This window comes from Novimethylophilus sp., from assembly GCF_036504375.1.
In the GTDB taxonomy this organism is placed as follows: domain Bacteria; phylum Pseudomonadota; class Gammaproteobacteria; order Burkholderiales; family Methylophilaceae; genus Novimethylophilus.
This window is the reverse complement of the sequence record NZ_DASXVH010000069.1, coordinates 1-12479: the sequence shown is the minus strand read 5'-3', so window position 1 is coordinate 12479 and position 12479 is coordinate 1. Positions and strand designations below refer to the sequence as shown.

At 58.9% G+C, this 12479-nt stretch carries 13 protein-coding genes and 1 pseudogene; 6 read left to right on the top strand and 8 right to left on the bottom strand.

Annotated elements, in window-relative coordinates:
• From ftsH to VGK14_RS10655, 4 genes are all read left to right on the top strand, one after another.
• Nucleotides 1-1390 (top strand): ATP-dependent zinc metalloprotease FtsH (gene ftsH / locus VGK14_RS10670; protein WP_331509070.1); only part of this gene is annotated, 1390 nt, incomplete at its 5' end.
• A gap of 48 nt (nt 1391-1438) precedes the next feature.
• Entirely contained in the window at nt 1439-2263 is an 825-nt protein-coding gene (folP, locus tag VGK14_RS10665; protein ID WP_331509069.1) for a dihydropteroate synthase, read from the top strand.
• Nucleotides 2264-2305: 42 nt separating this feature from the next.
• Nucleotides 2306-3661 (top strand): phosphoglucosamine mutase, encoded by a 1356-nt coding sequence (gene glmM, locus VGK14_RS10660; RefSeq protein ID WP_331509068.1) that lies wholly within the window; start codon nt 2306-2308, stop codon nt 3659-3661.
• A 62-nt stretch (nt 3662-3723) separates the two neighbouring features.
• Nucleotides 3724-4281, top strand: a complete 558-nt coding sequence (locus tag VGK14_RS10655) for a phosphatase PAP2 family protein (protein ID WP_331509067.1) — start codon at nt 3724-3726, stop codon at nt 4279-4281.
• Here the strand turns inward: VGK14_RS10655 and VGK14_RS10650 are convergent.
• Entirely contained in the window at nt 4212-5120 is a 909-nt protein-coding gene (locus VGK14_RS10650; RefSeq protein ID WP_331509066.1) for a zinc dependent phospholipase C family protein, read from the bottom strand. The two genes, VGK14_RS10655 and VGK14_RS10650, sit on opposite strands and share 70 nt — an antisense overlap.
• 121 nt (nt 5121-5241) lie before the next feature.
• On the opposite strand from VGK14_RS10650, the gene VGK14_RS10645 reads away from it, so the two are divergent.
• The gene (locus VGK14_RS10645; RefSeq protein ID WP_331509065.1) at nt 5242-5613 is read left to right on the top strand and encodes a diacylglycerol kinase; all 372 of its coding nucleotides are present in this window, start codon (nt 5242-5244) and stop codon (nt 5611-5613) included.
• A gap of 67 nt (nt 5614-5680) precedes the next feature.
• Nucleotides 5681-6847 (top strand): glycosyltransferase, encoded by a 1167-nt coding sequence (locus VGK14_RS10640; protein ID WP_331509063.1) that lies wholly within the window; start codon nt 5681-5683, stop codon nt 6845-6847.
• Nucleotides 6848-6903: 56 nt separating this feature from the next.
• On the opposite strand, the gene VGK14_RS10635 is transcribed toward VGK14_RS10640, so the two are convergent.
• The 7 genes and pseudogenes from VGK14_RS10635 to VGK14_RS10605 all read right to left on the bottom strand — a co-directional run.
• On the bottom strand, nt 6904-7092 hold the full coding sequence (locus VGK14_RS10635; protein WP_331509061.1) for a hypothetical protein: 189 nt from the start codon (nt 7090-7092) through the stop codon (nt 6904-6906).
• Nucleotides 7093-7134: 42 nt separating this feature from the next.
• Nucleotides 7135-7530 carry a DUF1987 domain-containing protein gene (locus VGK14_RS10630; RefSeq protein WP_331509060.1) on the bottom strand — a complete coding sequence of 132 codons (396 nt, stop codon included), beginning with the start codon at nt 7528-7530 and terminating at the stop codon, nt 7135-7137.
• Nucleotides 7531-7539: 9 nt separating this feature from the next.
• Nucleotides 7540-8088: a SiaB family protein kinase gene (locus VGK14_RS10625; protein ID WP_331509059.1), complete on the bottom strand. Its 549-nt coding sequence runs from the start codon at nt 8086-8088 to the stop codon at nt 7540-7542.
• A gap of 5 nt (nt 8089-8093) precedes the next feature.
• Nucleotides 8094-9377: a SpoIIE family protein phosphatase gene (locus VGK14_RS10620; protein ID WP_331509057.1), complete on the bottom strand. Its 1284-nt coding sequence runs from the start codon at nt 9375-9377 to the stop codon at nt 8094-8096.
• A gap of 126 nt (nt 9378-9503) precedes the next feature.
• A complete protein-coding gene (locus VGK14_RS10615) occupies nt 9504-11333 on the bottom strand; it encodes a GGDEF domain-containing protein (RefSeq protein ID WP_331509055.1) in 1830 nt (609 codons plus the stop codon).
• A 131-nt stretch (nt 11334-11464) separates the two neighbouring features.
• Complete coding sequence (gene pstB, locus VGK14_RS10610; RefSeq protein ID WP_331509053.1) at nt 11465-12226, bottom strand: phosphate ABC transporter ATP-binding protein PstB; 762 nt, start codon at nt 12224-12226, stop codon at nt 11465-11467.
• A gap of 59 nt (nt 12227-12285) precedes the next feature.
• Nucleotides 12286-12479, bottom strand: a pseudogene (locus VGK14_RS10605) (phosphate ABC transporter permease PtsA); the annotation flags it as partial.

Below are 12479 nucleotides of genomic sequence, written 5' to 3'. Positions count from 1 at the left end.
CGACTTCCTGCGCGACCCCACCAAGTTCCAGAAGCTGGGCGGCCGCATTCCGCGCGGGGTGTTGATGGTGGGCAACCCCGGCACCGGCAAGACCTTGCTGGCGCGCGCGATTGCCGGCGAGGCCAAGGTGCCGTTTTTCAGTATTTCCGGCTCCGATTTCGTCGAGATGTTCGTCGGCGTCGGTGCCGCGCGCGTGCGGGACATGTTCGAGCAGGCCAAGAAAAGCGCGCCGTGCATCATCTTCATCGACGAAATCGACGCAGTCGGCCGCCAGCGCGGCGCGGGCTTGGGCGGCGGCAACGACGAGCGCGAGCAGACGCTGAACCAGCTCTTGGTGGAAATGGACGGTTTCGAGGGCAGCGTGGGCGTGATCGTCATCGCCGCCACCAACCGCCCCGACGTGCTCGACCCGGCGCTGCTGCGCCCCGGCCGCTTCGACCGCCAGGTCGTGGTGCCGCTGCCCGACATTCGCGGCCGCGAACAAATCCTGCTGGTGCATATGCGCAAGGTGCCGATCGACGCCGACGTCAAAGCCGATATCATTGCGCGCGGCACGCCGGGTTTTTCCGGTGCCGACCTTGCCAACCTGGTGAACGAGGCTGCCTTGTTCGCGGCGCGCGGCAACAAGCGCGTGGTCGACATGGAAGACTTCGAACGCGCCAAGGACAAGATCATGATGGGCACCGAACGCCGCAGCATGGTGATGAGCGAGGAAGAAAAGCGCAATACTGCTTACCATGAATCCGGTCATGCAGTCGTCGCCAAGTTGCTGCCGAAGTCCGACCCGGTGCACAAGGTCACGATCATCCCGCGCGGGCGTGCGCTGGGCTTGACGATGCAGCTGCCGGTGGAAGACCGCTATTCCTATGACCGCGTGTTCCTGATGAGCCGCATCGCCGTGCTGTTCGGCGGGCGCATCGCGGAAGAACTGTTCATGCACCAGATGACCACGGGAGCCTCCAACGACTTCGAGCGCGCGACGCAAATGGCGCGCGACATGGTGACGCGCTACGGCATGTCCGATGTGCTGGGACCGATGGTGTACGGCGAGAACGAAGGCGAAGTATTCCTGGGCCGCTCGGTCACTACCCACAAGAACATGTCGGAAGCGACGATGCAGCAAGTCGATGCAGAAATCCGCCGTATCATCGATGAGCAGTATGCATTGGCGCGCAAGATGCTGGAAGAGAATCGCGACAAGGTCGAGGCGATGGCGCATGCGTTGCTGGAATGGGAAACCATCGATGCCGAGCAGATCGACGACATCATGGCCGGCCTGCCGCCCCGTCCGCCCAAGCCCAGCCCGGTGGCGCCCGTGCCGCCTTCGGACAGCAGCGGCTCGGCCGGGGCTGCTGCCAAGCCGACCACGCGGCCGGCGCAGGAGCTATAAGTAACGTGATTGGCAAAAGCTTCGATCTTGCCAGTTACTTCTTGTCCTATGCATTTCGATTGCGGTAGTTATCAGTTGGATCTCGCCTGTCCGCGCGTGATGGGCATTGTCAATGTGACGCCGGATTCCTTTTCCGACGGCGGCCGGTACGCTTCGACGCAACTTGCGATCGAACACGGCGTCCGCCTGGTGGCTGAAGGCGCGGACATTCTCGATATCGGCGGTGAATCAACCCGCCCAGGCGCCGAACCGGTACCGCTGGACGAGGAGTTGAAGCGCGTCATTCCGGTTATCGAAGGGCTGGTCAATCTGGTCGATGTCCCCATTTCCATCGACACCTACAAACCCGAAGTCATGCGTGCCGCGATTGCTGCCGGCGCCGATCTCATTAACGATGTGCAGGCGTTGCAAGAACCCGGGGCGCTGGAAGCCGTAGCATCCAGTAATGCCGGGGTCTGCCTGATGCATATGCTGGGCACGCCGCAAACCATGCAAACCGACCCGCAATACGACGATGTCGTGGCCGAGGTGCTGGAATTCCTCAGGCTCCGTGCCGAGGCGGCCGTCGCAGCCGGCATCGCGCGTGAGCGCATCATGCTCGACCCCGGCTTTGGCTTTGCCAAACGCAGCGTGCACAATATCGCCCTGCTGCGCGAATTGCCGAAACTGTGTGCCTTGGGCTATCCGGTATTGGCCGGACTGTCGCGCAAATCCGTACTGGGCCATATTACAGGCAACAGAGTTGAAGATCGTTTGCCGCCGAGCATTGCGGCGGCGGTCGTGGCGGTGATGAAAGGCGCGGGCGTGGTGCGGGTGCACGATGTGAAAGCCACCAAGGATGCGCTGGCGGTGGTGGCGGCTATTATCGATTAGCGCGGTTTTCTCCCGCGTTCCCGGTAGTTCATAATACGAAATATGACAAGAAAATACTTTGGCACCGATGGCGTGCGCGGCAAGGTGGGCGATGCGCCGATAACGCCGGATTTTGTGATGCGGCTGGGCTATGCCGCGGGCAAGGTACTATGTGGCCTCGACCTGCATCTGGCGCGCGGAGAGCATCCTGCCGTGCTGATCGGCAAGGACACCCGCATCTCCGGGTATATGCTGGAATCCGCGCTGCAGGCCGGGCTTTCCGCCGCCGGCGTCGATGTGCTGCTGACCGGCCCGATGCCGACGCCAGCGGTCGCTTATCTCACGCGGGCCTTGCGCGCGCAGGCAGGCATCGTCATCTCCGCTTCGCACAATCCGTTCGAGGATAATGGCATCAAGTTCTTCTCTGCGGACGGCACCAAGTTGCCGGATGCCATCGAGTCGCAGATCGAAACCGAACTGGAGCGGCCGATGCTGGTGCGTTCCTCGGCGCAGCTCGGCAAGGCGCGCCGCATCAATGACGCCGCAGGGCGCTATATCGAATTCTGCAAGAGCACGTTCCCCAATGCGCTGGATTTGCGCGGCCTGAGAATCGTCGTGGATTGCGCGCACGGCGCCACTTACCACATCGCCCCGCACGTGTTTCACGAACTTGGCGCCGAGGTCATCAGTATCGGCGCGCTGCCGGATGGACTTAACATCAATGACGGCTGTGGTTCCACCCATCCGCAGGCTTTGCGCCAGGCCGTGCTGGAGCATGCGGCCGATTTCGGTGTCGCCTTCGACGGCGATGGCGACCGCCTGCTGATGGTCGACAGCAAGGGCAATCTGCTCGATGGCGACCAGCTGCTGTATATCATCGCTGCGCATCGCCAGTGCGGGAAGCGTCTCGGCGGCGGCGTGGTGGGCACGCTGATGAGCAATCTCGGCTTTGAACACGCCCTGGACAAGCTCGGCATTCCCTTCATCCGCGCCAAGGTGGGCGACCGCTACGTACTCGAGCTGATGAACAGCAATGGCTGGCTGCTGGGGGGCGAGAATTCCGGGCATATTCTCTGCCTCGACAAGCACAGCAGCGGCGACGGCATCATCGCCGCATTGCAGGTGCTGGAAGCCATGCGCGAGAGCGGCGTGGCGTTGCATGAGTTGCTGGCCGACCTCACGCTGTATCCGCAGGTGCTGATCAACGTGCAAGTGGCGGGCCGCATCGACCTGGACGGCAACGGCGCCATCCAGGCGGCGGTGAAGGCTGCGGAAGATACCCTGGATGGCAGCGGCCGTGTATTGCTGCGCCCTTCGGGTACTGAGCCCAAGGTGCGGGTAATGGTCGAAGGCCGGCAACGCCAGCAGGTGGAGTTGCTGGCCAACCGCATTGCCGATGCGGTGCGTGCCGCCGGTTAGATTTCATCAATCCAAAACAAAACCTTAACACTGCTTAAATATTCCCGTGCGATGCTGGTCGCATGGGAAATCAAGCCAGCCATCCGATCCGGCATCGCATGGATCATTGTTTCCACCAGATAAATGCGGTCGACATTGCGTTATGCCTGAGGTTTAACCGTTCCAGCCGACGTGCATGGGTACGCTGCCTGTTTTGTATCGTCAGCCGCCTGGGTGACGGACTGTTCTGGTATGCGGTGATGCTGGGGATTTTGCTGGCGCAAGGCAGCGCAGGTGTGTTGCCCTGTTTGCACATGATGGCGGCCGGAGTCACCGGCACGCTTATATACAAGGCCATCAAAGGCCAGGCTTCACGCCCCAGGCCGTTCGAGGTGAATCAGGCCATCGCGCTTGGCTTGCCGCCGCTGGACCGCTTCAGCTTTCCGTCCGGGCATACCTTGCACGCGGTTTTGTTCACCACGGTGGCGCTTGGCTATTATCCGATGCTGGCCTGGCTGTTGCTGCCGTTCACTTTGCTGGTTGCCGCTTCCCGAGTGGTGCTGGGGCTGCATTACCCGACCGATGTGCTGGCGGGCGCGGTAATCGGCGTATTGATCGCCAGAATTTCCTTCATGTTGTGAGCCAGTTGGCCCGGTGAGAAATGCTCGATGGGAGCCGGGTGGCGTGCACGCAAGTGCGCCAGGCAGCGTTGTCTGAGTTGGGAAAGCAGGTTGCGGTCCTGAATTTTCGGATCGGCCTCCCAGACGGGTTGGGTGCCGGCGAACAGGCTGTCGATCTGGGGCAGCATGGCCTGGGTTTGCGAGATGTAATAGACAAAGTGGTCGAATACGCGCCGGTCCAGGCAACTGAAGGTAGTGTAGAGCAATTGCGGCAGGCGTACGGCGCGCAACAGACGGTCGGCCGCAGCCAGGCGGCGCAGCGCTTTGGCTGCACGTTGCCGGTTGCAGCGAAAGCGGCGGGCGAGAAATGGCGCCAGCAGGTCATGGTGTCGCTGCAGAAGCTGATGCGGCGTTCTGGACAACAGCGGCGCCAGATGCGCATCCACTGCCCATTCGCCGGCCACATGAGTCAGCAGCGTACCCTTCAGCCACATCGCCTCGTGCGCCGGTACGAAATGGTTATGCGCCACCACATCCACGAACAGGTGGCTGGCATAGCCGACAGAGATCGCGATTTCTTCATCGGTGTGCGCGCAGCGCAGCAAGTCCTGGCAGCTTTCCCATTGATGGGTGTGGTGGAATGTTGGCGACACCAGTGCCAGATCCGGCAGGCAGGCACCGGCCAGCACCAGATCGGGAAAGCGCTGCACGGCGCGGCGCAGGTTGGGGTCGAGCAGCGGCAACGTCCACACCAGCCACTGCGCGAAATAAACATGGGTCAGCAGCCCCCAGGCGTTGGCGTCCATGCTGTGCAGCAGCAGCGGCGCCAGCCAGACGAGTCTGATGAAGTGCTTGTGCATGCCGCGCAATGTGCCGTGCAAGTATGAACGGGATGTGGCAAGCTCATGATTTTATGATGACAGTGCAAGCTGCCTGTTTAGGTTGTTATACTGCCGGGCGTGTCATTTGAAGGACCATTGGATGGAAAGCCCGCATAAAGGTAAAACCGGTTTAAGACGCCTGTGGAATGCGTTGCATTATTCGCTGGAAGGCTTCAAGGCTGCTTATCAGCATGAGGATGCCTTTCGCCAGGAAGTGCGGATGGCCATTGTGTTGATACCGCTGGGCGTCTATCTGGGACAAACCGGCGTCGAGCGCGCCCTGCTGGTCGCCAGCGTGCTGCTGGTAATTGTGGTGGAATTGCTGAACTCGGCGGTGGAAGCCACGGTGGACCGCATTTCTCTGGAAAACCATCGCCTGGCCAAGCGCGCCAAAGATATAGGCAGTGCTGCCGTGCTGGCGAGCCTGATCGCGCTTGCCGCAGTGTGGGGATTGCTCTTATGGGGCCAATGAGCCGCTGACATCCTGTTGTCATGTAGTTTTTCTACTATTGCAGGATTTTAACAACCGGTAGCCGGTGATGAAAATCCTGTTCGTGTCGGACGTTTATTTTCCTCGGATCAACGGCGTTTCCACGTCCATCCAAACTTTCCGCCACGAATTGCGCGCCCGCGGCGACACCGTGCATCTGATTGCGCCGGATTATTTCGCACCCAGCGACGATGAGAGCGACATCATGCGGGTGCCTGCGCGCAGTCTGCCGCTGGACCCGGAAGACCGCCTGATGAAATTCAGCTGGGCCCTGGACCACCTCGGCCAACTGCGCAGCGAGTTCTACGATATCGTGCATGTCCAGACGCCGTTCGTGGCGCATTACCTGGGCCTCAAACTGGCCAGGACCATGGGTATCCCCTGCGTCGAAACCTACCACACTTTTTTTGAAGAATATCTCTACCACTACGTGCCGTTCCTGCCGCGCAGCTTGATGCGCATGGGTGCCCGCAGGTTTTCCTCGCACCAGGGAAACAGCCTGCATGGCATGGTGGTGCCGTCGCACCCGATGCTGGAAGTTTTACGTCAATACGGGGTAACAACTCCGGCCGAAGTCATCCCTACCGGCATGCGGCCAGAAAGCTTCAATTCCGGCGACGGCGCCGCATTCCGCGACAGATACGGCATCGCCCAGGATCGGCCGGTACTGCTGTTCCTCGGCCGGGTGGCCCATGAAAAGAACATCGGCTTCCTGTTGAAAGTCGCACATCGTATCCGGCGCGTTATTCCAGACGTATTGGTACTCGTCGCCGGCGAAGGTCCGGCGCGTCCGGGGCTGGAGCGCGAGGCGGGCGAGCTGGGGCTGGGGGGCAATGTCAGGTTCATCGGTTATCTCGACCGCCATGCCGAGCTTAACGATTGTTACAGCGCGGCGGACATTTTCATTTTCTCATCGCGAACCGAAACTCAGGGGCTGGTCCTGCTGGAAGCGATGGCCCAGGGCGTGCCGGTGGTTTCCATCGCGGAAATGGGGACGCGCGATGTCTTGAAGGAAGGGGCGGGAGCATGGATTGCCGAAGAGGATGTGGAGGATTTTTCCGACAAGGCCATCCGGCTGCTGCAAGACGACGAAGCCCGCGCGAGGCTTGGCGAAGCGGGCCGGCAATATGCCGGGCTATGGTCTGCTGGCAGCATGGCTGAGCGCCTGCAGAGTTTCTATCTGACAACGATCGAACAATACCGACAGGCAGAGTAATCCATAAAGTAAAAAAGAACCCAGGAGCAGGTGGCCTAGGTTAAGGGGGGAGGAATTTACATCAAGGAGCCGTATTTGATATGGCTGTATATATCCCATTTTGCTCTGGAACCGCCTTGCTGGAAGTTGCGGAATAATTCCGAATTCCTGACCATATGATCAATTACCTTATGGTCCCATGCCAGGACCTGGTAAGGAAAAACTTCAAGAAACTCGGCGAGGGCATGCGCGATATTTGATTTCATGATTTTCCTTTCTAATAATAGCTTGGAGTAAAAAATTATTGGTCAGGCGGCGGCGGTGTCCGTGGCAAGAGGCCGGAAATCCAGCGCTGAAAAATCGTCATGCACCGCCTCGCCGAATTCGAGGATGGTGTCGTCCTCTTCGTCATGGAACCAGTTCAGGATCACATGATTGCTGCTGCAGGCGGATTCGTTCAGCAGTTCAAAAATGCTGTAGAGCATTTTTGTGGCGGCGCTGTTGAAATAGGTCAGCCTGAAGTTGAAGTGGATTTCCTGGTCATCCACGGATTTCAGATAGTTTTCCAGAGCCATCAGGATAGGGTGGAAAAACTCATTGGCGTTCTCCGGGTAGGCTTCGCCGGTCAATGTCAGTTCGTGGCCGGAAAAGCGGAACTCGACGTTGGGGGAATGCGTGGTACGGGCAATGTAGAGATCGTTCATGGGATGTCCTTATACGATGGCTTTGAGGTAGAAATAGGCGACGTCTTCACTCCCGGGTATTTCCGCCAGGGAGTATTCGATGGGTTCGCTGGCATCGCGCGCCAATGTCAGAAATCCCAGACCGGCGCCTTTGCTCACGGTGTCGCCGCTGTGATCGCTTTTCAGTTGCTCGCGGTAAGCCTGCTTGATCTCGTCCATGGTCATGCTGCGCAGCGGTTCGATCTTGGTGCGGATGCGCTCGAGATGCTGCTTCAGGACCAGGTTGCCGCAGACGATGTAGAATTTTTCTCCCTGCCTGCCGACGGCGACCGCGCCTACTTTCTGCCCGTCGGCGCCGGGCGCATCGGGAGAGTAGTGCAGCGCGTTCTGCACCATTTCGATGAAGCTGGAGAACAGCTTGCGTGACTTGGGGCCGCCGGCATCCTGGCTTTCCAGCCGTTGTTTCAGCGTGTCGCCCATGGTCGCGATGACGTTTTGCGAGAGCATGCCGCTGTAATAGAACAGGACGCCGTTGAAATCCGCGCTATTGCGAAAAGCGCTGAATAAATCGAGTTGCATGGCGATCAGATCCTGAAACCCAGCACGCTGACGTCGTCGCGTCGGCGTTGCTTGCCTTGATATTCGTAGAACGCGTTCATGATGATTTCTTCTTGCGCCGGCATGGTTTTCTGGCAATGTTCCAACAGCAGATTGCAGAAGCGTTTTTTACCGAATGCAATGTCTTTGGGCCCGCCGATCTGGTCGATGATGCCGTCAGTCGTCAGGTACACGCACATGCCCTGGGAGAGGCTGATTTCCTTGTTGGTCCAGGCATAATCCATCGGGGTTTCGACGTAACCCACGCCCTTGCGGTCACCGTCCATTGCGCTCACTTCGGCCGCGCCGGGTTGGATGTAGAAAATCGGCGTCTTGGCGCCGGCGTAGATCATTTTTCCGGTCTGTGGGCTGATCCAGCAGAATGCAGTGTCCATGCCGTCGTCGGACTGTTCCTTGTTGCCTTGCATATGGAATCTGGAGCCGTCGATCGGAACGATGTTCTGTTCGCCGATCTGGCCCAGCGCGACCTTGACTTTGCGGTTCATTGCGGCCAATGCGCCAGCCGGGTCGTGGCGATTGTCGTCCAGCAGGATATGGTCGAGAAACGAAGCCATGATCAGCGTCATGAAGGCGCCCGGTACGCCATGGCCGGTGCAGTCGATCAGCGCGATGAAAAAACCGTCGTCGAATTTCTTGCAGAAGTAGTAGTCGCCGCCAACCTTGTCGCGCGGTTCCCAATGCATGAAGTAATCCGTGAGCGAAGCGGCCATATCCTCGCGGGAAGACCGCAGGAAAGACTTCTGGATGACGCTGGCATAGTTGATGCTCTCCATCACCAGGCGGTTTTTTTCGGCCTGCAGGTTGGAAACCACCCTGACCAGATCCTCACCGGTGCCGACGCCGAGATACAGGCCGTGCTCGTCGGTGATGATGAAGCCGTCGTTCAGCGTCTTGCCGCCCGCGCCCACCACCTTGAAGCTCAGATCCTGAATGCTCATGTCCCTGGCGACGATCAGCGGCTGTTTGTCCATGAAGGCGATGCAGCTCTTGCGGCCGAACAGCTCGCGGCGGAACGGCTTGGCCATGCCGTCCATGAAGATGTTGCGGTTGATCAGGCCGATCGGCATGCCGTTTTCCACCACCGGCAGGCTGGCGATCTCCGGATGATCGCTCATCAATTGCAGCACTTCGTCGTTGCTTTGCTGGGGAGAGACTAGCGGCGCGTGGCGCAGCAGGCTCTGGGCGACATATTCGGATTCGATCTCGGCCAGCCCGGCGCGGGATTCGGCGATTGAGGAAGCACTCAGCATAACTCTTCGGCCTGTCAATTAAATGAATGGCCAGAATAGTTGCCGACTGTTAAGGGTACATGTCTTTCATATGATTTTTTTGTGTCAGGAAATTCGCCATTTAAGAATCTCCAAAACCGCGACATGCTAAGCCGGAATGGCTTCCTGCTGGGCCGTGCGGCGTTCCACGAACAGGCTGTTGCCAGGGATTTTCTTGGCCTGCTTTTTAGCGACAGCGGCAGCTGCCGAGACTTCGTGGTGCGAATGAAAGTTGTACGGATCGGCCATCACGCTGCCGATGGAGAAGCTGATCAGCGGCTGAAATGCCCGCTTGCCTTGCCTGTCTTCAGTTTCGATACCGCCGCGAGCACGGTCTATTTCGGTGTAATACGAAGGGACAGTCTCGCTGAAGCGGGCCAACAGGGTTCTGCAACGTCGTTCCCAATCGGCACTTTGAAAAAGAATAATAAAGTCGTCACCGCCAATATGACCGAGAAAATCGCGCTCAGGGTCGCAGATTTCCTTCAGCAGCCGTCCGCTCATTTGAATGACTTCGTCACCTTTCTGGTAGCCGTAGACATCGTTGAATGGCTTGAAATGGTCCAGGTCGAAATAGCAGGCAACAAACGGCAATTCCTCATGCAGCAGGCTATCGATATGTTCGTTGATCGGCACGTTGCCCGGCAGCAAGGTCAGCGGGTTGGCGTAGCGGGCAGCGCTGATCTGCATCTGGGTGATGAGCCGTAACAGGTCGTGGCCGCTGCCCATGCCGATATAATTGCCATTCTCGTCGGTGATGATGAAGCCGGTGGAAAGATGGTGCGGCTCGCTTTGCAAAATGAGATCGCTGAGGTCGTGCAGGCTGGTGGATTTGTCCACCATCAGCGAAGCCGTATCCATCATCCTGTCGCAGGATTTGCGCCCGTACAGTTCCCGGTGAAAGGGCCGGGCGAAGCGGTCGATCATCGTATCGCGGCCGATGATGCCGACCGGCATGCCGGCTTTGACGACCGGGATCGAGTAGAGCTCCGGATGCTTTTCGAACATTTCGTAAACCACATCGTTGGGGCAATCCGGCGCCACCGGCGGCACCGGTTTGATCAGCTTGGCTACCGTGGTGCGGTGATTGGATAAATAGCGCTGCGCGCCGCCGTAATTGCTGCCGATCAGGATCTGGGTGATTTCCGGTGTCGTTTGCAGCGCGGGTTGTGGATTGGGGCGGGCAATGTGGTAGCCCTGCCCGAACGCGATGCCTAGATCCCTGACCGCGATCAGCTCGGCCTCGGTCTCTATGCCTTCGGCAATGACGCGGGCGCCGGATTTGTTGGCGATTTCCTGTATCGAGCGCACGAATTGCAGTTTCAGCGGGTCGAGGTTGATACCCTGGATGAAATGCATGTCGACCTTGACGTAGTTGGGGCGCAACTCCGACCACAGGCGCAGCCCGGAGAACCCCTCGCCCAAATCGTCGATGGCGATTTCGAAGCCCATGTTGCGATAGTGATGCACCGCTTCGCGCAATAACTGGTAATCGGTGGTCGGCGCATTTTCGGTGATTTCGATGATGACCTGCTGCGGCTGCAGGCCGATCTGCTGGATGTATTGCAGCGTCTGGCCGGTTTTCCAGTCCTGTTGCAGCAGCACGTCCGGGCTGATATTGAGAAACACCTTGCCCTTGCCGCCTAGGCGGGCGAACGATTCCAGCACGATGCGGCGGCACAGGTATTCGACCTCGGCCACCAGATTGCAATCGCGCGCTAGCTTGAACAGCGCCACCGGGGAATGCAAAGGACTGTCGGATGGGCCGCGGATAAGGCCTTCATAGCCGACGACGGTGGCGCTGCCCATATCCAGGATGGGCTGGAACAATGCGCTCAAGCTCTCGCCGTCGATAATGTCGCGCAATCGCTGGCATAGGTCCTCATGGGTTTTAGGCTGAGGATTACTGAAGGTGCGGATATCGATGACCGGGCTCATTTTGCTTTCCCCTTTATGCATTTGGGAATGCAGAATGCCGCAGTTGTGTGACAGCAATGTGAACAAAAAACCGGCAGCCAGCCGGCGGGGCGGTGGGCGGACAAGGCGGGAACTCTTGCCCGGGCGGAAAATCAGCCGAACTTGCCGGTGATGTAGTCTTCGGTTTCCTTGCGGTTGGGCTTGGTGAACATGGTGTCGGTGTCGCCGATCTCCATCAGTTCACCCAGGTACATATACGCGGTGTAGTCGGAAACTCGCGCTGCCTGCTGCATGTTGTGAGTGACGATGACGATGGTGTACTCGTTCTTCAGTTCGTGGATCAGCTCCTCGATGCGCGCGGTGGAAATCGGGTCCAGTGCGGAGCAGGGCTCGTCCAGCAGCAGCACTTCCGGCTTGACCGCGATGCCGCGCGCGATGCACAGGCGCTGCTGCTGGCCGCCGGAAAGGCTGGTGCCGGCCTGGTCCAGCTTGTCTTTGACCTCGTTCCACAGGGCTGCCTTGTGCAGCGCCCATTCCACGCGGTCGTTCAGCTCGGATTTGCCGATGCGCTGATAGAGCTGGATGCCGAAGGCGATGTTGTCGTAGATCGACATCGGGAACGGCGTCGGCTTCTGGAACACCATGCCCACACGGGCGCGCAGCAGGTTGAGATCCTGCTTGGGGTCGAGGATGTTTCCCCCGTCGAGCAGAATTTCTCCTTCCGCGCGCTGCCTGGGGTAGAGCTGGTACATGCGGTTGAAAGTGCGCAGCAGCGTGGATTTGCCGCAGCCGGAGGGACCGATGAAAGCCGTAACGCGGTTGTCGGGGACGCTCATACTGACATTTTTCAGTGCATGGAACTTGCCGTAATAAAAGTTCAGGTTGTTGACGGTAATCTTGTTGGTCTCGGCCATGTGCGTTTCCTGTATGTATTCAGGGTGCATGAGATGGGGTGCTTTCAGATGCACTTCGGTCATTGCATTCCGCTCTTTTTGAACAGTGAACGTGCCAGGATATTCAGCCCCAGCACGAAAAGTGTAATCAGCAGTGCGCCGGCCCACGCCAGGTGGTGCCAGTCTTCATAGGGGCTCATCGCGAACTGGAAAATGATCACGGCAAGGCTCGCCATCGGTCCGTTAAGGTCGTTGCTCCAGAACTGATTGTTCA

What these genes read in the sequence shown, in the direction of transcription:
- folP (WP_331509069.1), top strand. Translation starts at nt 1,439, where the DNA reads ATGCATTTCGATTGCGGTAGTTATCAGTTGGATCTCGCCTGTCCGCGC.
- glmM (WP_331509068.1), top strand. Translation starts at nt 2,306, where the DNA reads ATGACAAGAAAATACTTTGGCACCGATGGCGTGCGCGGCAAGGTGGGC.
- VGK14_RS10655 (WP_331509067.1), top strand. Translation starts at nt 3,724, where the DNA reads ATGGGAAATCAAGCCAGCCATCCGATCCGGCATCGCATGGATCATTGT.
- VGK14_RS10650 (WP_331509066.1), bottom strand. Translation starts at nt 5,120, where the DNA reads ATGCACAAGCACTTCATCAGACTCGTCTGGCTGGCGCCGCTGCTGCTG.
- VGK14_RS10645 (WP_331509065.1), top strand. Translation starts at nt 5,242, where the DNA reads ATGGAAAGCCCGCATAAAGGTAAAACCGGTTTAAGACGCCTGTGGAAT.
- VGK14_RS10640 (WP_331509063.1), top strand. Translation starts at nt 5,681, where the DNA reads ATGAAAATCCTGTTCGTGTCGGACGTTTATTTTCCTCGGATCAACGGC.
- VGK14_RS10635 (WP_331509061.1), bottom strand. Translation starts at nt 7,092, where the DNA reads ATGAAATCAAATATCGCGCATGCCCTCGCCGAGTTTCTTGAAGTTTTT.
- VGK14_RS10630 (WP_331509060.1), bottom strand. Translation starts at nt 7,530, where the DNA reads ATGAACGATCTCTACATTGCCCGTACCACGCATTCCCCCAACGTCGAG.
- VGK14_RS10625 (WP_331509059.1), bottom strand. Translation starts at nt 8,088, where the DNA reads ATGCAACTCGATTTATTCAGCGCTTTTCGCAATAGCGCGGATTTCAAC.
- VGK14_RS10620 (WP_331509057.1), bottom strand. Translation starts at nt 9,377, where the DNA reads ATGCTGAGTGCTTCCTCAATCGCCGAATCCCGCGCCGGGCTGGCCGAG.
- VGK14_RS10615 (WP_331509055.1), bottom strand. Translation starts at nt 11,333, where the DNA reads ATGAGCCCGGTCATCGATATCCGCACCTTCAGTAATCCTCAGCCTAAA.
- pstB (WP_331509053.1), bottom strand. Translation starts at nt 12,226, where the DNA reads ATGGCCGAGACCAACAAGATTACCGTCAACAACCTGAACTTTTATTAC.